Below are 20,902 nucleotides of genomic sequence, written 5' to 3' on the forward strand. Positions count from 1 at the left end.
GCGAATGCCCCAGAAAGCTCAAAAGGCTAAGTCCCAGAACAGTCGTCGTCGTTTCCTGCGTGATGTTGCTCGCGCAGCTGGCGGTGTAGCGGCTGTTGGTGTGGTACTGGGGCTTCAGCAACAAACATCCCGTGCAAGCGGAGTCAGACTTCGCCCACCGGGAGCCCTAGATGAAAAAGCATTTTCAAGTGCTTGTGTGCGCTGTGGTCAATGTGTACAAGCCTGCCCGTATGACATGTTGAAATTAGCCACATTGGCATCGGGTTTGGCCGCGGGTACGCCGTACTTCATCGCCCGAGAAAACCCATGCGAAATGTGTGAAGACATCCCTTGCGCCAAAGTATGTCCAAGTGGTGCGTTGGATAAAGACATAGAGTCGATTAATGACGCTCGTATGGGGCTGGCAGTGTTACTCGATCAAGAAAACTGTCTGAACTTTCAAGGGTTGCGGTGTGACGTCTGTTATCGCGTCTGTCCGCTAATTGATGAAGCTATCACATTAGAACTTGAACAAAACCACCGAACAGGTAAACACGCTAGGTTCTTACCGACGGTCAATAGCAACGACTGCACAGGGTGCGGTAAGTGTGAACAGGCTTGTGTGTTAGAAGAGGCGGCTATCAAAGTATTGCCGAGATCGTTAGCAAAAGGTGAGTTAGGCCACCACTACCGTTTTGGTTGGCTGGAGGGAAACAATGGCAAATCGTAAACGTGATGCCGGACGTGAAGCTCAGGCAAAAAAAGGTTGGTGGCAAAGCCATAAATGGTTGGTGTTTAGGCGTACAAGCCAATTACTGGTGCTAGCGATGTTTCTCAGTGGCCCATGGTTTGGTGTTTGGATCTTACATGGCAACTACAGCAGCAGTTTATTGTTAGATGCAGTGCCTTTGACTGATCCGTTGATTACCTTAGAGAGCCTTGCAAGTGGTTACTTACCGGGGATCTCCGCGTTAATCGGTGCCGGTATCGTGTTCGGTGTTTATGCCTTGCTGGGTAAGCGTATTTTTTGCAGTTGGGTATGCCCTGTCAATCCTGTTACGGATGCAGCGGCATGGCTACGTCGGAAGTTTGAGTTCAATCAATCAGCGACCATACCGCGTTATCTTCGCTATGTATTGCTCGGAGTGATCCTCATCGGCTCGGCGCTAACGGGCACGTTACTGTGGGAATGGCTAAATCCAGTTTCATTAATGGGGCGAAGTCTAATTTTTGGTTTTGGCAGTGGCGCATTAGTGCTTGTCGCACTGTTTTTATTCGATTTATTGGTCGTGGAACATGGCTGGTGCGGTCACCTTTGCCCTCTTGGCGCATTGTACGGTGTTGCCGGGTGTAAAGGCGCATTAGTGGTTACAGCGGAAAATAAAGAAGATTGTAGCCGTTGCATGGATTGTTTCCACGTTTGTCCGGAGCCGCAAGTGCTGCGAGCCCCGGTCCTAGATAAACAAGCCCCAGCACAGATCTCAGATAAAGATTGCATTACTTGTGGTCGCTGTATCGATGTCTGCGCTGAGGATGTTTTTAAAATAACACTAAGATGGAGTTCGGGAGTGAAATCATGAAAAATCCTGTCCTGAAAAAGACGCTAAGCCGTTGGGTGGCGAGTATGGCCTTTGTTGTAAGTAGTCTTGTTTGGGCTGCTAATGGTGTAGACCTAAATCAATCACCAGAAGTCTCAAGTGCTTCAGAAGGTAGTATTCATATTCCGAAAGAACAAGAAAAAATGGCTCTCAACTATGTGAATCAACCGCCGATGATCCCACATAGTGTTGAAGGTTATCAAATTACCACTAATACTAACCGCTGTTTACAATGTCACGGTGTGGAAAACTACCGTACAACAGGTGCGCCACGTGTGAGTCCTACCCACTTTATGGATGCGACGGGTAAAGTACTGGGTGAAGTGGCACCAAACCGCTATTTCTGCTTACAATGCCATGTGCCGCAATCAGATGCTGCGCCAATCATTGAGAACACATTTACCCCATCTAAAGGTTTTGGGAAATAAGGGGGGGATATGGCAAATAACAATGATAAGCAGGTCAATGGTGAAAAACAGCCACGTAAAGGACTCTTTGGTTTGATTGGCCGCATATGGCGCTGGTGGCGTAGGCCAAGTCGCTTAGCGTTGGGAACCTTACTGTTAATCGGTTTTGTGAGTGGCGTGATTTTCTGGGGCGGCTTTAATACGGGCATGGAAATGGCGAATACCGAAGCGTTTTGTATTAGCTGTCATGAAATGCGTGAAAATGTCTATGAAGAATATATGGATACTATTCATTATACTAACCGTAGTGGTGTGCGAGCAACTTGTCCTGACTGCCATGTGCCTCATGAATTTGGCCCCAAAATGGTACGTAAAATTCAGGCCAGTAAAGAATTATACGGCAAAATTTTTGGCATCATTGACACTCCACAAAAATTTGAAGACCATCGCTTAGCAATGGCGCAAAATGAGTGGCGGCGTATGAAAAACAATAACTCTCAGGAATGTCGTAATTGTCATAACTTTGAGTATATGGATTTTACTGCCCAAAAAGGTGTTGCAGCAAAAATGCATGATCAGGCACTCGCTGAAGGGAAAACCTGTATTGATTGCCATAAAGGGATTGCACATAAATTGCCGGATATGCGAGAGGTTGAACCGGGCTTTTAATTTAAGGTGATCATTTTATGATGAGCTTTGCCAATGAATTATAAGCAATGAAGAATAAATAGGCTGGTTGTGCTCTTGAGTATGATCAGCCTAAGTTATATTTGTGTTAAATCAATAAATTTGCTTTTTTAACGTGTATTGTATGATGCTGTTACGCAGTATTTACTAACAATATAATAAACCAGGGTAATTAAACTATGTGGAAAAAGCTTCATCAACTTGCCATTCCTGTGAACCTTTATCGGTTATGTGGCCGTCTAGTACCGTGGTTTATTATATTGAGTGTTGTTTGTTTGGCTGTTGGCTGGGTCTGGGGTTTTGGTTTTGCGCCCACCGATAAAGTCCAAAGCGAAAGTTATCGTATTATGTATATTCATGTTCCTGCTGCAATGTGGTCAATGGGGATTTACGCTTTTATGGCCATCACGGCTTTTGTTGGTTTAGTCTGGCAGATGAAAGTTTCTGAATTAGCGATTGCAGCGATGGCTCCGGTTGGCGCCGTGTTTACGTTTATTGCTCTGGTCACGGGTGCCACTTGGGGGAAACCAATGTGGGGAGCTTGGTGGGTGTGGGATGCACGCTTAACCTCTGAATTAATTTTATTTTTTCTGTATGTCGGTATTATTGCGTTATGGCATGCCTTTGATGATCGTCGCATGGCAGGGAAAGCCGCTGCGATTTTAGTTTTAATCGGTGTGATTAACTTACCTATCATTCATTACTCTGTAGAATGGTGGCAAACACTACACCAGCCATCAACTCGTATGCAAGAGAGCATTAATCCTGCTATGCGTACACCGCTGCGTCTTGCTATCTTGGGTTACTTATTTTTGTTTATTTCTTTAACATTGATTCGTTTACGTAATCAATTGTTGATGTTAGAACGCAACCGCCCGTGGGTATTAGATATTGTCAATAAGAGAGGTCGTTAATCATGACTAGTGCATTTGCATCTTGGAGTGATTTTATTGCAATGGGTGGCTATGGCTTTTATGTTTGGCTTGCTGTTGTGCTGACTTTAATTCCTATTTTATTACTCTGTTTACATACATTTGTTCAAAGAAAAATGATTATAAACGCAATTATTAAACAGCAAGCTCGTGAAGTGAGACAAAAAGCGGCAAGAGCGCGTAGGGAGGGCATGTGAATATTCGTCGTCGTAACCGACTATGGTTAATCTGTTCCATACTGGTCGGGGTTGGTTTAACGCTGGCATTGATCCTCTATGCACTGCGCTCAAGTATTGACCTTTTTTATACTCCCGGAGAAATTATTTACGGTAAACGGGAAACTCAGCAAATTCCTGAGGTTGGACAACGTTTACGTGTCGGTGGCATGGTGATGCCGGGCAGCGTTGTCCGTGATGATTCAAACCCGAACTCACTCAAAATCACCTTTACCATTTATGATGCAGAAGGTGAAGTTGATGTGAGTTATGATGGCATCCTACCTGACTTATTCAAAGAAGGACAAGGGGTGGTTGTTCAAGGTGAACTGCAAGAAAATAATCATGTTTTGGCGAAAGAAGTCTTAGCTAAACACGATGAAAACTACACGCCACCTGAAGTTGAAAAAGCGATGCAAGAAAACCACCGCAGGCCAGCGGCTGCCTACAAGGACAATGCCTCATGATCCCGGAAATTGGTAGCGTTCTGCTGTGCTTGGCATTAGGTATTGCAGTTTTATTGTCGTTCTATCCTTTATGGGGCGTCGCACGTAATGATACACGCTTAATGGCATCATCCCGCCCATTAGCATGGTTACTTTTTTTATGTGTGGCAGGGGCATTCTTAGTATTGGTGAATGCCTTTGTGGTCAACGACTTCTCTGTCACTTACGTTGCGAATAACTCAAATACACAATTACCGATTTGGTATCGCGTTGCGGCTACATGGGGCGCCCATGAGGGGTCTTTGTTGCTCTGGGTTTTATTAATGAGTGGTTGGACGTTTGCCGTTGCCATTTGCAGTTATCGTATGCCTCTCGATATTGTGGCAAGGGTGTTAGCGGTAATGGGAATGGTCAGTGTCGGCTTTTTACTGTTCATTATTTTTACCTCTAACCCATTCTCTCGTACTCTGCCTTCATTCCCGATTGAAGGGCGAGACCTTAACCCGCTATTACAAGATCCTGGGTTAATTTTCCACCCGCCATTGTTATATATGGGGTACGTTGGTTTCTCCGTTGCATTTGCTTTTGCCATTGCGGCCTTACTCAGTGGGCGTTTAGATAGCTCTTTTACTCGTTTTGCTCGCCCGTGGACGATGGCAGCATGGTTCTTCTTAACGCTTGGCATCATGCTAGGTTCTGCATGGGCTTATTATGAACTCGGCTGGGGAGGCTGGTGGTTCTGGGACCCTGTTGAAAATGCATCCTTTATGCCTTGGTTAGTGGGTACCGCACTCATTCACTCGTTATCGGTGACAGAACAACGCGCCACCTTTAAAGCATGGTCGCTGTTGTTGTCGATTTTTGCCTTCTCATTGTGTCTACTCGGCACCTTCTTGGTGCGCTCAGGGGTGCTGGTTTCAGTACACGCCTTTGCCTCAGACCCATCTCGTGGGCTATTCATCCTCGCCTTTATGGTGTTAGTGATTGGTGGCTCTTTGTTGGTTTTTGCACTGCGCGGACACAAAGTGCGTTCAAGAGTCAACAACGCATTGTGGTCACGTGAGTCTATGCTACTGGGCAATAACGTTATTCTGACGGCGGCAATGCTGGTTGTTCTATTGGGAACCTTATTGCCACTGGTACATAAGCAAATTGGGTTAGGGACGATTTCCATCGGGGAACCCTTCTTTAACACCATGTTTATTGCATTGATGGTACCGTTCGCCTTGTTACTGGGGATTGGACCGCTTGTACGTTGGGGACGTGACCGTCCTGCGGCGATTAAAAAAATGCTCATTGTTGCCACAGTGATGACGCTGATTCTGTCATTCGCATTACCCATGTTGATGGAAGACCGTGTTGAAGCACTAACCGTTGTCGGTTTAATGATGGCGATATGGATTGCCATTTTAGCGTTCGCTGAAATGAAAGTCCGTATCAGTAAAAAAATCAAACTTACCCCAAGTTATTGGGGCATGGTATGCGCTCACCTAGGTTTAGCTGTCACGATTGTTGGGATTGCCTTTAGCCAGAATTACAGTGTCGAACGCGACGTTAAAATGAAGCCGGGAGACAATATCGCTATTCACGGTTACACCTTCACCTTTAATGGTGTTCGTGAAGCAGATGGCCCGAACTACCAAGGGGTTATTGGCAGTATCTCCGTCACCAAAAAAGACAAAGTGGTTGGCATCTTAATGCCTGAAAAACGTTTTTATAACGTTAGTCGTGCGGTGATGACAGAGGCGGCTATTGATGGTGGTTTTACCCGTGACTTATACGCGGCATTGGGCGAGGAAATTGCCAAAAATACGTGGAGTATGCGATTGTATTATAAGCCGTTTGTCCGTTGGATCTGGTCAGGTGGTGTCTTAATGGCCATTGGCGCGCTATTTTGTTTATTTGACCCTCGTTACCGCCGCCGTAAATTACAAGGGGAAACGGCATGAACCGTAAAGTTTTCTTAATCCCTTTTATTGTCTTTGTTGGAATAGCCGCCATTTTATTATGGCAACTGATGCGTAATGCGCAAGGAGATGATCCGCGCTTACTGGAATCCGCGCTAATCGGGAAACCGGTTCCTGTATTTCGGCTCGAATCATTAGAAAATCCGGGGCAGCATTATGAATCGGATGTATTAACCCAAGGGCAACCTATTTTACTCAATGTGTGGGCGACATGGTGTCCAACTTGCCGTGCTGAACATCAATATCTGAATAAACTGTCAGCACAAGGTGTCCGAGTTGTAGGGCTAAACTATAAAGATAAACGTGACAAAGCCATTGTGTGGTTAAAAGAATTGGGTAATCCTTATGCACTTAGTTTATTTGATGGAGAAGGAATGCTCGGACTCGACCTCGGGGTTTATGGAGCACCTGAAACTTTTCTAATTGATGGTAGTGGGGTGATCCGCTATCGCCACGCAGGAGCGATGGATGAGCGCGTATGGGAAGAAGAGTTCAAGCCCCTTTGGGAGCGCTATAATCAGGAGGCGAACCAATGAGGTATGTACTGGGCTTATTCATGTTAGTGCTTAGCACAACAGTGACATATGCGGCTACGGAAGTGTTTACCTTTGATAGCGAGCAACAAGAACAACAATTTCGTAAATTAACAGAAGAATTACGTTGCCCAAAATGCCAAAATAACAGTATTGCAGACTCTAACTCAATGATTGCACTCGACTTACGACAAAAAGTGTATGAATTGATGAAAGAAGGCAAAAGCCGTGATGAAATCGTTGACTATATGGTTGCTCGTTATGGTTATTTTGTAACGTATAACCCGCCATTAACCCCGCTGACCATCTTGTTATGGGGGTTGCCTTTTGCGGCTATTGTATTAGGTGGGTGGATTATTTTTGCACGCTCAAGAAAACGGATACGCATTAAACAAGCGGAGCAAGGGGACGTTGAAGTCTTACCTGAAGCGACCCGTGCTAGTAATTGGGTTTACTTGCCTGGTTTAGTGATTGCTCTTGGCGTTGCTGGTGGCGCTTATTATCAAGTGGGTAGTTATGCCAAAGTTGCTGACTGGAATAATGCATACCAACAAGCCCCAGCTTTGCTGGATAGGGCATTAGATCCTTCTGAGCCCCCGTTGAATAATGCAGAAATGGAACATCTTGCGCTAGGGTTACGAACACGTTTACAAGAAGATCCGCAAAATATAGAAGCATGGGTGATGCTAGGGCGCATTGGTATGGTTTTGAATAATGCAACAATGGCGACAGATGCCTATGGGCGAGCTTACCGTCTTGCCCCTAATGATGAAAACGTCGTTATGGGTTATGCGGAGGTGCTAACACGTTCATCAGACCCTGAAGATAATCGTCAAGGTGCTGAACTACTGAAAAAATTGATTGCGAAAGACCGTACTAACGTAAAAGCGTTAAGTATTTTTGCTTTTAACGCGTTTGAACAAGAGCGCTACGCAGAGGCGATTTCAGCGTGGCAAATGATGTTGAAGCTGTTACCTGAAAATGACCAACGTCGAGCGATTATCGAGCGTAGCGTTGAACAGGCATTAATGATGGTGCATGAAAAGAAAGGCTTACCATCGGATAAATAGCTTTCCTCACGACGAGTGTTATACAGGTATTTATCTGTATAACACTATCTTTAATATGATAATTCACGATTTTGATTGCTTCGTTTTATTAAAGAAGGCTGATACCCATTCTTTTTAATATTGTTTTGAGTTTATCATTCGTTTTAATTTTAACTTGTTATCTTAAGAGAGCTAAATTAATCAATAGATTGATTTTCATTGGTAATGGCTTTTTTTTCATCTATCGCAAGTGTTATTGCGCTTTGCTTAACATTTATGGTGAAAAGCAATAACAACCCCCTTCCAAATAAGATACAATTTCACGTTATAAATACGTACATAGATGACGGAATAACGTTGCACCTGCGCACTTCAATCAGACAACTAGCTGCCTATCTTGCATTATTGGCTGTGGCTATGCTGTTTATTGCTCCACTGATTTCTAAATCGATGGGGCAGATGGAACATTGCATCAGCCCTAACAGTACAATTGAGCATTCATCAATGGCAGGCCATTCGATGCACTCACATCAAGGCATGCCGATGCATGAAGAGTGTGAAGACGGCCGTGCTGTGGGACACATGCTAATGACGGGCGTTGGGCAATCTCCTATGGAAGATATTGCCTGTGGCTACTGCCAGTTATTGATTCACTTTCCGTTTCTTATCTTATTTATTGCTACGGTTATTCGTCAATTAACGACACTGACTCTCATTATTCCTTTTGAGCGTTACGTACAAACTTGGTTCTTTAGGTCTTGGTCATTACATTTCGCTCGAGCCCCACCAGTTTCCTGATTTCTTAACATTATGAATTTTACAAATCAATTAATTGTAATTTTGCCTTCATTGCGCAAAACCCTTTTGCTCATCTTGAGTTTCTTCAATTTTTAAGAGATTCATTTATGGGAGCAGAAATGTGTTTGCAATCTAAGCGATGAAGGCAGTCTATCCTTTTTCTAAGAAACAGGTAAAAAATGAACACATCAGTTTTTAATGTTGCTCCTATTGCGACATTGGTTATTAGCGCGATTTTTTCAACTTCAATATCTGCTAAAAATGAAAATAATCAAAGCCCTATATCTGAAAACTCAGTGATGATAGTGACGGCGCCAGTTGATTCACCATTGACAATTAGCACCTCGCCAAAGACACCAAGGCAACCTGTCCCCGCAAGTGACGGTTCTGATTATCTCAAAACCATTCCTGGTTTTTCACAAATACGTAACGGTGGGACTAACGGTGACCCTGTTTTTCGCGGTATGTTTGGTTCACGTTTGCGTATTTTGACTAATGATAGTGAGATGTTAGGCGCCTGTCCCTCACGTATGGATGCGCCAACATCTTATATTTCTCCGGAAAACTTTGATGTACTGAATATGATCAAAGGCCCTCAAACGGTGCTATGGGGGCCAGGAAATTCGGCAGGAACGATTCGTTTTGAACGTGAAAAGCCTATATTTACCGAAGCAGGCATCAAAGGAAATACGAGTGGGCTAGCGGCATCAAACCACCGTTGGGACGGCAATGCAGATGTGAGTTTAGGTAATGGAACTGGCTACATTCGGGTTATTGGTAATAAATCACGTTCCAATGATTATAAAGATGGTAATGGAGATAAAGTGCCCTCTAAGTGGGATAAATGGAATGCAGATGTTGCCGTGGGGTGGACTCCAGACGAATACACATGGTTAGAACTGACCGCGGGCAAAGGGGATGGGGAGGCTCGTTATGCGGGAAGGGGAATGGATGGCTCGCAATTTAAGCGCGAAAGTTTAGGTCTACGTTTTGAAAAGACCAATATTGGTGATGTACTTGATAAAGTTGAAGCCAATATTTACTACAATTATGCAGACCATATTATGGATAACTACTCGCTTCGCTCTCCATCAGGAGGTGGAATGGGCGCTGGTCATATGGGACATGGTGGTCATGGAATGATGAATATGCCAATGAAAATGCGAGTTGACCGTGAAACGATGGGCGGCCGTGCAATGGGTACGTGGTTATGGACAGATTATGAACTGCGTGCAGGGGCTGATATGCAAACGAATAAGCACCGCAAAAACACGAGTAATCGCTGGAAAAAAGACGCTCAGTTTCAAGATTATGGGGTATTTAGTGAGTTAACTTGGCATGCAACGGAGCAAGGGAAAGTGGTCAGTGGGGCTCGTGTAGATCGTGTGATTATTGATAACAACACTGGGGTTGGGGCTTCTGGGCGTAATACTGTGATGCCAGCAGGTTTTGCACGTTATGAGCACTCGTTATCTGACACATCTGTTATGTTATATGCAGGGGTGGGGTATACAGAACGATCCCCTGATTATTGGGAGCTATTTTCACCGAAAATAGGGCCTGATGGTACGGAAAATGTATTCAATAAAGTCAAAACAGAAAAGACAACTCAGTTAGATGTCGGCGCTAAATATAGCCACGAAAACACCAATGCATGGGTATCTGCTTATATTGGGCGTGTTGATGATTTCATTTTATTCCGTTACAGCGCGACGGCTCCCAAAATGAGCCAAGTAGAAAATATTAATGCGCTTATTATGGGGGGGGAGCTCGGTATTACCCAAAAATTAAGTGATGAATGGAAGGCTGATGCAAGCCTTGCATATGCATGGGGTGAAAATCGTACAGATGGTACAGCACTCCCGCAAATGCCTCCACTTGAAAGCCGCTTAGGATTATCATGGGAAAAAGGTGATTGGACAACAACGGGGTTAGTACGCATTGTGAGTCGCCAAAATCGTGTGGCCATTAATGATGGTAATGTAGTCGGCAAGGATTTTAGTAAGAGTGCAGGTTTTACTATTTTTTCATTAAATACAGCTTATACGGTTAACGAAAATATGAAATTAAGTGCAGGCGTTGATAACTTATTTGATAAAACTTACAGTGAACACTTAAATTTAGCAGGGAATAGTGGGTTTGGTTATTCATCAAATGTTCCCGTTAATGAACCGGGTAGAACATTCTGGGCTAAAGTGAATGTAACGTTCTAATAATTAATGAATCGTACTAAACAACCCGCAATTTAGAAGCGGGTTGTTTGGGGATTTTAAATAATCACAGGGATGTAATAATTCAATTCTTTAATAAAGTGGTGAGGGTCATTGATGAACGCTTCATATGTTGGTTTAGATTTTAGAACATATTGTTCAATATCTGAGCCATCATCTCGGACAATATCCATCTCTGCTAAGACTTTTCCATAAGCAGTATAAATAATATCATTATAATCAATACCCTGTAAGCTACTCGTAAATTTAATTTCTAAATAATTTCCCGCAGGTAGCTGTAGGCTAGTGGCTTGAGTTGGGATAATATCAACGTCATTTTCATCTAAAGCCGTAGTGTATGAGAAGTGCCCCTCTTCATTAGTACAGTGGTCGACACCATGGATAGCGTATAAAACTTGTGTTACGTATTGGCTTTTATCGAGAAAATTTCGCCAGTATTGTCGCCGTAACTCTTTAGTTTTAAGGTTCCATTCATTGATATCTTTAGTATAACGATGTTTTACGCCAAGCAGATTTTTTGCGGGTAACTGTGTTAATCTGACTTGAACTTGTAATTCTTTGTTTTCTCGAATAGGCAGGCAAAAGCCTTCAACAGTCCAGCCTTCACGCTTTCTATACTCCGAGGGTGTAAGGTTGAATTGTTTTTTGAAGGCGCGACAAAAGGTCTGTTGCGAGTCAAAACGATATCTTAGGGAAATATCCATGATGCTATCATTGGTGAGACGCAATGCGACAGCAGAACAAGAGAGGCGCCTTGCACGTATATAAGAACCCAGTGCTAAACCTGTTTGGTTCTTGAATAAACGCTGAAAATGCCATTTTGTGTACCCTGATTTTTCGGCAACAGTATCTAGGGATAGGCGAGATTCTAAATTTTGTTCTATCCAGAGAATAATTTCCCTTATAACACTTTCTTGTAGCATGATTATCCTTTCAAATCGCTTTTACCTAAAACATCAATAAAATCAGGAATGAGTAATTATCATCGTTGATGCTAGGCACATATTCATGGATGCTCCTAATATAATACCATGTATACTGACAATTTTATTAAAAAGATGTGAAGTTAGGTAAGTTTTTTCTTTTGTGAACATAGCAATAAAAGAAGGGAATATACTTAATTAGTATTAATAAATAACTTTATATATTTCCTGTGAAATATAAATTTTCGTCACTAAATAAAGCTGGCTTGTTATTTTTAGTATTTTTTAATAATCGGTTTAAGACACTCTATAATAGACTGATGGTATTTTTGGATTAGTAACTTATTAATTTATCAAAAAATAAAATATCTCTAGTGGTATTAGTGCTATTTTTAGGCTAAATATTTTAAAAAAAAGCATTAAATTTATAGTTGATTATGAAAATATTGAATATACTTATTATGTGGTAACTCCAAAATGGAGTAGTGGTTTTTTTTGAAACTTATTGATACGCTTAACAACAAATCGTCACGATTTATCTAAGTAAATAACATTAAACTAGGTTATATGTATTTTATAAAATGAAAAATATAAGCTAGAATTTTAGATGAAATTCATATAAGGCAAATTCTTTATTTGATTATTAAATTAGGTGACGTTACATTTTTTAGTGTGATTTAGTTCAACTTTAAAATGTAACAATGAAACTGATATAATTAGTATATTTCAATGAGTTAGGTGTTTTGTGAGTAGATGTTAGTCTTAATTTGATGAGTTTTAATGCAAATTTATTATCTTAGGTCAATTTGCAAATTGATAGGTGGTGTTAATTTATACATCAATTAATTATATTTAATTTAATATGTAAAAGAGGCTATCATGAGTAAAGCTAATATAGCTAAAATGCTAGGAATAAAAATCCGTAAGCAACGAGAGAGTCATAAGATGACGGTTAAGCAAACTGCAAATTTAATTGGTATCACTGAAGATGAAATAACTCGTTTTGAGAATGGTGAAAGTTGTATTGATGTAGATTCATTATTTCAGTTCGCTTATTTATTCAACGTTGAACCTACGACCTTTTTATATGGTGTAGTGAATTTTAATGGTGGGGTTCGTAGCACAATACACTAATTTTAATGGCTAACGGATTTTATAATTAGCGTATGATGTAAGTCATACAATGATATTTATAAATTAAAATGTTAGCTAATCATAGGGATAACAATCGTATTGTTTCAAAATAACTTTATTATCTTATAGAGGTTATTCGTTAAGTATTAACAATATTGGTTTCGTCTTATGCATCATTACTTGCAGGAATAACGTTGATAAAATTGCCTATCATGCTGTTTTTATTGAAATCAAATAAATCCTGATTGGCTTAATTGTTTCAGTAACTCATTGGTAAGTCTATTCGTGTGTTCCCAATGTGAGGTGGGGGGCAGCTTGATATCATTACGTATCTTCAAAACAAATTGGTCCAGTTGTTTGAAAACAACATTGTCTTCATCAATGGACTGATTAATATAGCGTTTGTTTTCAATCTCATAGCTGTTATTGCACTGTTTTAGAGATAGTTTATCTGACACATCCCCAGTATTAAAAAATAATTCTAGTGATACTAATAGCCCTCCTTTATGTTTAAAATTGATGATCAATACATCTCCATCTTCCATTTGTTTAAGAGGATGCGAGTATTGAATTGATAATGCGGAGAATGTCACATCAGATAGCAGTGTGATGAGCAACTCCACTTTTTGAGCCAACATTGCCCGTAGTATATTTAAAGATAATCTATTTTGAGCCTCGATCATTCGGTGTGCAGATAAACGTAATAAACCCGTATCTAGTAGCTGTTCATTTTGTAGAGTTCTTTTGATTTGTGCGAATTGCTTATCAAAGTATAGAGGTTGGCTATAATCAATTAAAACATCATTCTTTGTTGCCTGCCTTTGTAATTGTTCAAGTTCCTCATTGCTGTAATTAGGAATATTACTGAGCAATACATCCTTTCCTGCGGCTATCGCCATATTTAAGGTATATCTTAAAATTTCGTCACTACAGATCTCAGTGACAATGATAGAGTCAATTTCTTCATGACTGATAAGCTGTTCAATTTTTTTCTTTTGCTCTGAATAGTAGTCTAAAGAGGGGTATGGTGACGAGAGATTGCAGGCTGATTTCAACTGACTATGATGGGCGCTTTGCTTAACCGCACGCATATAAAGTTGATTATGCTCGACAGGACCAATTAAGCCAATGCCTGAGCGATTAAGGGAGGTCACGGAGTGCTGTTCTTCAATTAAACGAAGATGACCGAGTAAATAAAGAAAGTGTGTGTTTAACATGCTTATCCCTTAACCTTGGCTTACGCTTAGACGTTTACATAATGACAACATAGCAGGATGAAATAATAATTTCATTTGAATGTTTTTTTAGAATTTGTATTTTCTGATAGAACTCACAATTTGGAGAGAATATTCGACCAAAGTGACATTTGAGCTGTCAGCTTTAAAGGTGAAATAGGTAGGACAGATCTGTAACGAATAAATATAGGAAGTGGGCTCTGAATTAATGGAGGTGATGAATTACAGAGCCTAAAACCTTAAACGAGTTTGCTACCCTGACGATAGGCTAAAGCCACAGTTAATGATTGTGCTAAGCACAAGGTGGCTGATTGGGAACGGAAGGCATCCACTTGTGCTTCTTTGATAACAAAACAAACATCGCTGAAACTGGCCAATGGGCTAATTTGGCTATCGGTAATGACAATTTGCTGCGCACCAGTTTGTGCAGCTTTTTCGCTAACCATAACAGTTTCAGCAGCATAGGGGGTGAAGCTAATAGAAATGACAACATCATTTTCGCTGATCCGACTGATCTGCTCTTTAAACATACCGCCAAGCCCATCGATAAGAACAGGACGGCATTCTAGGTGGCTTAATGCATAACTCAAATAGCTTGCAACGCTAAATGAACGGCGTAATCCAATAATATAAACAGTCTGTGCATTCGCTAACAGGGTAACTGCTTTTTCCATATCTTCAGCAGGGGTCCTTGCCGCCATCTGTTGTAAAGCCTGTGCATTAGAATGCGCAAATTCTTTCAAAATTTGGGTTGGGTCATCGCTGAGTTCTTGCGCCGCATCCATTTCTCGAAACATTCTTGCCCTATCGGTATAGCTTGCTGTTTCTTCGACTAGGTTCATACGAAACAATTGTTTCATTTCATTGAATCCGCTGAAATTGAATGCATTCGCAAAGCGGATCAACGTCGAAGGGGGGACATTAGCTTCTTTGGCAATGACGGCAACGGTATCAAAAGCGACACTGTTGGTGTTATCTAATACATATCGAGCAACTTGTTGTAAACGTTTGCTCAATTCGTCATAGCGAGAGCGAACTTGCTCTTGAAACTCATTTAAATTTGATGCACTTGACATATAACCTCCATGATTTGGCTCTAATTGTAGTGGTTTTCTTCCGTTAGTCGAATCTTTTTGAAACAATTAGTTCATAATTTCATGTTTTTCTCATTTAAATAACATAAATAATTCGAACTTCAATTAGCAAATTGAATGAGTTACATAGATAATTTATGTTACTCAAGACATCAACGCTTGCCGATTTTTAGTGATAGTTTAGCGAATTTTTCAAGCTAGATGCTGATATATGCTATCGATAAGTGACTTTCTTTAACTAAGATAAAAAATTGCATAAAAACTTTGGCTGGATCACATAAATCGAATGTTATTTCAAAATAAGTTGTAAATGAAACAAATATTTCATATACATTAATTAACAACGTAATTTTGTCAGTTAAAGAGAGGCAATATGGAACAGATTCAGAATTTCATTGGTGGTGAAATAGTATCCAGTAAAAGTGGGCGTTTTGCACCTGTGTTCAATCCTGCAACAGGTGAGCAGATTGCACAAGTGGGACTTAGCAGCGCGGATGAAACTAAACAAGCTGTAGCAATTGCTCATAAAGCATTTCCTAAATGGTCAAAACTTTCACCATTAAAACGTTCGAGGATCTTATTTAAATTTAAAGTATTGCTTGAAGATAATATGAATGATCTCGCGCGTCTTATTTCTAAAGAACATGGCAAAGTCTTGTCTGATGCGGTGGGGGAATTAACACGGGGTTTGGAAGTCGTTGAGTTTGCCTGCGGTATCCCTCATTTACAAAAAGGTGAACATTCAGCCAATGTGGCGACGGGGGTTGATAGCCACTCATTAATGCAGCCATTAGGCGTTTGTGCGGGTATCACACCATTTAACTTCCCTGCAATGGTGCCTATGTGGATGTTCCCAGTAGCTATTGCGACAGGGAATACCTTTGTTTTAAAACCTTCAGAAAAAGACCCTTCTTTAGCTTTAGCATTAGCCAAGTTATTAAAAGAAGCGGGTTTGCCTGATGGCGTATTTAACGTTGTTCAGGGAGATAAAGAATCGGTAGATGTACTATTAACTGCGCCAGAAGTTCAAGCCGTAAGTTTTGTTGGCTCAACGCCAATTGCAGAATATATTTACAAGACTGCATCAGAACATGGTAAACGTTGCCAAGCGCTCGGTGGAGCTAAAAACCATTGTATTTTAATGCCTGATGCGGATATGGGTCAGGCAACAAATGCTATCATGGGGGCGGCATTTGGTGCAGCAGGTGAGCGTTGCATGGCATTGTCAGTGGTTTTAGCTGTAGGTGATGAAACCGCGGATGCATTAATAGCGAACTTGAAAGGGCAAATTGCTAAAATGTCCGTGGGGCCGGGTATTACTGAAGGCAAAGAAAATGATATGGGGCCTGTGATATCGGCACAGCATAAAGCCAAAATCTGTGACTATATTACCAGCGGTGAAAAACAAGGTGCGACTTTACTGGTTGATGGCCGTGATTTTAACGTTAAAGGTTTCGAAAACGGGTATTTTGTCGGACCAACACTCTTTGATAATGTCACGCCTGAAATGGACATTTATAAAGAAGAAATTTTTGGCCCTGTGTTAGCGGTGGTGCGTGTACCCGACTTCGAAACAGGTTTGAAGCTGATTAATTTACACGAGTATGGTAACGGAACGGCTATTTTCACCCGTGATGGGGAAACGGCTCGTGAATTCCAAGAAAATGTTCAAGCAGGAATGGTTGGCATCAATATTCCAATTCCAGTACCGATGGCATTCCACAGTTTTGGTGGCTGGAAACGTTCTATTTTTGGGCCATTAAATGTACATGGAAATGACGGTGTTCGTTTCTATACTCGCATGAAAACAGTGACAAGCCGCTGGCCTGCCAGTGTTCGTTTAGAGCACCATGAAAGTAGTTTCACAATGCCAACCATGGAATAAATGGAGACCCGTATGAATAAGCAGAAAATGACGACAGCTCAAGCGTTGGTTAAATTTCTCAACCAACAATATGTTGATGTCGATGGTGAGCAGTATCCGTTTATTCAGGGAGTATTTACGATTTTTGGCCATGGTAATGTTGTGGGTTTAGGTCAGGCGCTGGAAGAAGCGCCTGGTCATCTACGCGTTTATCAAGGATGTAATGAGCAAGGAATGGCGCATATTGCGACGGGCTTTGCGAAACAAAAAAAACGTAAACAAATTTTTGCTGTGACTTCTTCTGTCGGTCCCGGTGCTGCGAATATGATCACCGCAGCTGCAACGGCGACAGCCAATCGTATCCCACTATTATTGCTGCCGGGAGACACCTTTGCGACTCGTCAGCCAGATCCAGTATTACAACAGGTTGAACAGTACGGTGATGGAACAATTAGCACTAACGATTGTTTTCGTCCTGTTTCGCGTTATTGGGATCGAGTTTCACGCCCAGAACAACTGATGGCTGCGATGGTTAACGCAATGCGAGTACTCACTGACCCTGCGGATACCGGGGCGGTAACCATTTGTTTACCGCAGGATGTTCAAGGTGAGGCATGGGATTACCCAGATTATTTCTTTGAAAAACGGGTTCATCGTATTGAGCGCAGACCACCAACTAAGGTGAGTATCGAAGAGGCCGTTAATCTGATCCGCAGTAAGAAAAAACCATTGTTAGTGTGTGGCGGCGGTGTGCGTTATTCCGAAGCTCATGATGCCTTCTTACAATTTGCCGAAGATTACCATATTCCGTTTGGTGAAACTCAAGCAGGCAAAAGTGCCATTGTGGCTAACCATCCACTGAATATGGGCGGAATTGGTACCACTGGGGGACTCGCCGCTAATTTGCTGGCGAAAGAAGCCGATTTAGTCATTGGTGTAGGTACCCGTTTTACGGACTTTACCACGGCATCTAAGTCGTTGTTTAGTCATCCAAATGTCAAATTCTTAAATATCAACGTTGCAGAGTTTGATGCCGGTAAGTTGGATGCATTGAAAGTGGTTGCAGATGCGAAAGAAGCTTTGCAAGCAATTGATATAAAAATGAAAGGCTCCCATTACCAAACTCAATGGGGAGAGGAAATCCAACAGGCTAAGCAACAATGGAAAAATGAACTCGACCGTTTGTTCAGCATTCAGTACCGACCATTGGATTTTGTACCTGAAATTGCAGGCCATCTTGATGATAAGCTTGAAGAATACAGTAAAACATTAGGGACAGAACTGGCGCAGACTCGGGTATTGGGTTTGATGCAAGAACATATGGAAGATGATGCGATTATTGTTGGTGCTGCGGGTTCACTTCCGGGGGACTTGCAACGTATTTGGCTACCAAAACAACGTGATACTTACCATCTTGAATATGGCTATTCCTGTATGGGATATGAAATTGCGGCGGCGGTTGGGGCTAAAATAGCGGCTCCTAAACAACCCGTTTATGCGATGGTAGGCGATGGCTCTTACTTGATGCTACACAGTGAGCTACAAACCGCAATTCAGGAAAATATCAAGATAACCATTTTACTGTTCGATAATGCAGGGTTTGGTTGTATTAATAACCTGCAAATGAGTCAAGGTATGGGGAGTTTCGGCACAGAAAATCGCCACAGAAACCCTCTAACAGGCTTAATGGATGGGCCTTTAGTTAAGGTAGATTTTGCTAAAAATGCCGAAAGTTATGGTTGTAAAAGCTATCGGGTGCATGAAGAAGAACAATTGATTGCAGCACTGAAAGAGGCTAAATCTCATTCAGGCTGTGTATTGATTGATATTAAAGTGCTTCCTAAAACTATGACTGATGGTTATGAGGCTTGGTGGCGTACAGGAACTGCACAAGTGTCTAAAAAGCCTAAGGTTGTTGCTGCGGCTGAAAAAATCAAAGAGATGGTTGAGAATAACGTTCGCCTTTATTAGCCAAGGTATTCTCTTTGAATTAGGGGTTATCGAAATAACTCGACGGTGTTCAACCGTCGAGGGATGTTTTATGCTTTTATCAATGAGCCAGATATCGTCAGGTAGGGTAGTTATTGGATATTTGGTAAGGATTGCCTCCGTTTAAAGTTACATAGTGGCTATCATTTGTCGTTCTATACCCAGCGTTAGCTGGGTTTTTTGGTTTCTATGGTTTAAAAAATATTTTATTGAAACATATGTTTTATTTCGTGGTGAGAGTGGGTTGAAAAAGACAGAGATACGAAACTAATGTGCAATAAAACACAGACTTTATTGTTAAATGCTGATGGCTTACATTGTCATTTTATGATCTGAATAACACTAAAAATACACTTTAATGTAACATTTGTTAGCTAGAGCCCAAAAATATAATTTCCAAAAAATTATAAATTGAAATGAATGTTTTATTTGGTATATTTCGTAATATCCAAATAGTGGATTCAAGGAATCAAGGAGCATTTGAATGTTCAACATAGCACTATTCGGCGCAGGACGTATCGGACAGGTTCATGCTGTTAATATTGCCGGCCATAAAGAAACCACACTTTATTCTGTTATCGACCCTTATCAACCCAATGCGGTTGCTTTGGCTGAAAAATACCAAGCTAAAGTGCAGACAACAGAAGAAGCGATGCAAGACCCTAATGTACACGGCGTTTTAATAGCTTCTGCTACAGACACGCACGCTGATTTAATCGAACTGGCAGCAAAACATAAAAAAATTATTTTCTGTGAAAAACCTGTTCACCTCGACCTTGAGCGCGTGAAACAGTGTTTAAAAAGCGTGAAAGAGCACAATGTTCCACTGTTTATTGGTTTTAACCGCCGCTATGACCCACAATTTCGCCACTTGAAAAATTTATTCCAACAAGGCGCTATTGGGAAGGCTGAATCTTTAATTATTACATCGCGTGACCCATCACCACCACCCGCAGAATATGTCAAAGTCTCAGGTGGAATGTTCAGAGACATGACCATTCATGATTTTGATATGGCTCGCTTTATGATTGGCGAAGAACCCTGCTCTGTATTTGCGCAAGGCAGTAATGTCGTAGACCCTGCGATAGGCGAAGCCGGTGATATTGACACTGCATTTATCATTTTGAAATTCCCTTCAGGAGCAATGGCAACCATCGTGAATAGCCGTCGCTCTGGTTATGGTTATGATCAACGTGTTGAATTACACGGTGAAAAAGGCTTATTAACCGCCGGAAATATTAAAGAAAACAGCGTTGCATTATTAAGTGAAGTAGGTTGTTTATCTGCAAAACCTGAGTATTTCTTCTTGCAGCGTTACCACGAGGCCTATAAAGCAGAATGGCAACATTTTGTTGATATCTTAGCGGGGCGAGCAGAATCTGAAACAACGGGTACAGATGGTGAACTCGCGTTGTATCTAGCAGATAAAGCATTAGAGTCATTAAAAACGGGTAAAGAAATTAAGCTGTAACTTATCTGGCTAAAAATATCTTAAATTTGATAAAAATGGTGAGTGAAAACGGATTTATCTCTCACCATAAAAAATTAATATATTCATTCTATTCCTGAGTGAGCAGTATATATAATTACTGGCCTTATTTTTAATTAATACTCTACAGGCTTTCAATATCCCGATTTAAATTGAAGCTTTTTTAAAATCTTACTTTTTTATTAATTTAAGTTGATGTGTTTATTGTTTTAATTTCTCAGTGATTAATTTTAACAAACTATAGGTCAGTCTTGAAGTGAGCGAAGTAGCGATTCAAATCAGAGTGCCAAAAAATTTTATTATTTAATACTCAACATTAAGAAATTTATTTA

19 protein-coding genes are annotated in these 20,902 nt (G+C 41.2%); 16 read left to right on the forward strand and 3 right to left on the reverse strand.

Translation table 11 applies throughout. The annotated features are described in order from the left end of the window. The first annotated feature begins 4 nt into the window (after positions 1–4). The 12 genes from napG (at position 5) to ACLPIE_RS06605 (ending at position 10,824) form a co-directional block, all read left to right on the forward strand. Positions 5–709: a ferredoxin-type protein NapG gene (napG, locus tag ACLPIE_RS06550; protein WP_430260718.1), complete on the forward strand. Its 705-nt coding sequence runs from the start codon at positions 5–7 to the stop codon at positions 707–709. Next, positions 696–1,559: a quinol dehydrogenase ferredoxin subunit NapH gene (gene napH / locus ACLPIE_RS06555; RefSeq protein WP_430260719.1), complete on the forward strand. Its 864-nt coding sequence runs from the start codon at positions 696–698 to the stop codon at positions 1,557–1,559. Before napG ends, napH begins: the two co-directional genes overlap by 14 nt. Next, the gene (gene napB / locus ACLPIE_RS06560; protein ID WP_430260720.1) at positions 1,556–2,005 is read left to right on the forward strand and encodes a nitrate reductase cytochrome c-type subunit; all 450 of its coding nucleotides are present in this window, start codon (positions 1,556–1,558) and stop codon (positions 2,003–2,005) included. Before napH ends, napB begins: the two co-directional genes overlap by 4 nt. A gap of 9 nt (positions 2,006–2,014) precedes the next feature. Beyond that, a complete protein-coding gene (gene napC / locus ACLPIE_RS06565) occupies positions 2,015–2,653 on the forward strand; it encodes a cytochrome c-type protein NapC (RefSeq protein ID WP_430260721.1) in 639 nt (212 codons plus the stop codon). 197 nt (positions 2,654–2,850) lie between these two features. Next, positions 2,851–3,585, forward strand: coding sequence for a heme ABC transporter permease (locus tag ACLPIE_RS06570; protein WP_430260722.1), 735 nt, complete (start codon positions 2,851–2,853; stop codon positions 3,583–3,585). 2 nt (positions 3,586–3,587) lie between these two features. After that, a complete protein-coding gene (gene ccmD / locus ACLPIE_RS06575; RefSeq protein WP_430260723.1) occupies positions 3,588–3,800 on the forward strand; it encodes a heme exporter protein CcmD in 213 nt (70 codons plus the stop codon). Beyond that, positions 3,797–4,285, forward strand: coding sequence for a cytochrome c maturation protein CcmE (ccmE, locus tag ACLPIE_RS06580; RefSeq protein WP_430260724.1), 489 nt, complete (start codon positions 3,797–3,799; stop codon positions 4,283–4,285). Before ccmD ends, ccmE begins: the two co-directional genes overlap by 4 nt. After that, positions 4,282–6,213, forward strand: coding sequence for a heme lyase CcmF/NrfE family subunit (locus ACLPIE_RS06585; protein WP_430260725.1), 1,932 nt, complete (start codon positions 4,282–4,284; stop codon positions 6,211–6,213). The genes ccmE and ACLPIE_RS06585 overlap by 4 nt, the downstream gene beginning before the upstream one ends. Further along, positions 6,210–6,767: a thiol:disulfide interchange protein DsbE gene (gene dsbE / locus ACLPIE_RS06590; RefSeq protein WP_430260726.1), complete on the forward strand. Its 558-nt coding sequence runs from the start codon at positions 6,210–6,212 to the stop codon at positions 6,765–6,767. The genes ACLPIE_RS06585 and dsbE overlap by 4 nt, the downstream gene beginning before the upstream one ends. Continuing rightward, on the forward strand, positions 6,764–7,834 hold the full coding sequence (locus ACLPIE_RS06595; protein ID WP_430260727.1) for a cytochrome c-type biogenesis protein CcmH: 1,071 nt from the start codon (positions 6,764–6,766) through the stop codon (positions 7,832–7,834). Before dsbE ends, ACLPIE_RS06595 begins: the two co-directional genes overlap by 4 nt. 336 nt (positions 7,835–8,170) lie before the next feature. After that, a complete protein-coding gene (locus ACLPIE_RS06600; protein ID WP_430260728.1) occupies positions 8,171–8,611 on the forward strand; it encodes a DUF2946 domain-containing protein in 441 nt (146 codons plus the stop codon). A 179-nt stretch (positions 8,612–8,790) separates the two neighbouring features. Next, on the forward strand, positions 8,791–10,824 hold the full coding sequence (locus ACLPIE_RS06605) for a TonB-dependent copper receptor (protein WP_430260729.1): 2,034 nt from the start codon (positions 8,791–8,793) through the stop codon (positions 10,822–10,824). Between the two features lie 56 nt (positions 10,825–10,880). On the opposite strand, the gene ACLPIE_RS06610 is transcribed toward ACLPIE_RS06605, so the two are convergent. Beyond that, positions 10,881–11,765 (reverse strand): helix-turn-helix domain-containing protein, encoded by an 885-nt coding sequence (locus tag ACLPIE_RS06610; RefSeq protein ID WP_430260730.1) that lies wholly within the window; start codon positions 11,763–11,765, stop codon positions 10,881–10,883. 879 nt (positions 11,766–12,644) lie between these two features. On the opposite strand from ACLPIE_RS06610, the gene ACLPIE_RS06615 reads away from it, so the two are divergent. Beyond that, positions 12,645–12,899 carry a helix-turn-helix domain-containing protein gene (locus ACLPIE_RS06615; protein ID WP_430260731.1) on the forward strand — a complete coding sequence of 85 codons (255 nt, stop codon included), beginning with the start codon at positions 12,645–12,647 and terminating at the stop codon, positions 12,897–12,899. Positions 12,900–13,129: 230 nt separating this feature from the next. Here ACLPIE_RS06615 and ACLPIE_RS06620 read toward each other — a convergent pair whose 3' ends face one another. Both ACLPIE_RS06620 and ACLPIE_RS06625 read right to left on the reverse strand, forming a co-directional pair. After that, the gene (locus ACLPIE_RS06620; RefSeq protein ID WP_430260732.1) at positions 13,130–14,116 is read right to left on the reverse strand and encodes a hypothetical protein; all 987 of its coding nucleotides are present in this window, start codon (positions 14,114–14,116) and stop codon (positions 13,130–13,132) included. Between the two features lie 257 nt (positions 14,117–14,373). Further along, positions 14,374–15,210, reverse strand: coding sequence for a MurR/RpiR family transcriptional regulator (locus ACLPIE_RS06625; RefSeq protein WP_430260733.1), 837 nt, complete (start codon positions 15,208–15,210; stop codon positions 14,374–14,376). A 391-nt stretch (positions 15,211–15,601) separates the two neighbouring features. Here ACLPIE_RS06625 and ACLPIE_RS06630 point away from each other — a divergent pair, with 391 nt between their 5' ends. The 3 genes from ACLPIE_RS06630 to iolG all read left to right on the forward strand — a co-directional run bounded on the left by ACLPIE_RS06630 (position 15,602) and on the right by iolG (position 20,552). After that, a complete protein-coding gene (locus ACLPIE_RS06630) occupies positions 15,602–17,113 on the forward strand; it encodes a CoA-acylating methylmalonate-semialdehyde dehydrogenase (RefSeq protein WP_430260734.1) in 1,512 nt (503 codons plus the stop codon). 12 nt (positions 17,114–17,125) lie between these two features. After that, positions 17,126–19,063, forward strand: a complete 1,938-nt coding sequence (iolD, locus tag ACLPIE_RS06635; RefSeq protein WP_430260735.1) for a 3D-(3,5/4)-trihydroxycyclohexane-1,2-dione acylhydrolase (decyclizing) — start codon at positions 17,126–17,128, stop codon at positions 19,061–19,063. Positions 19,064–19,565: 502 nt separating this feature from the next. Then, on the forward strand, positions 19,566–20,552 hold the full coding sequence (iolG, locus tag ACLPIE_RS06640; RefSeq protein WP_430260736.1) for an inositol 2-dehydrogenase: 987 nt from the start codon (positions 19,566–19,568) through the stop codon (positions 20,550–20,552). Positions 20,553–20,902 lie beyond the last annotated feature (350 nt).

The sequence above is a fragment of the Providencia sp. Me31A genome (assembly GCF_050487165.1).
GTDB lineage: Bacteria > Pseudomonadota > Gammaproteobacteria > Enterobacterales > Enterobacteriaceae > Providencia.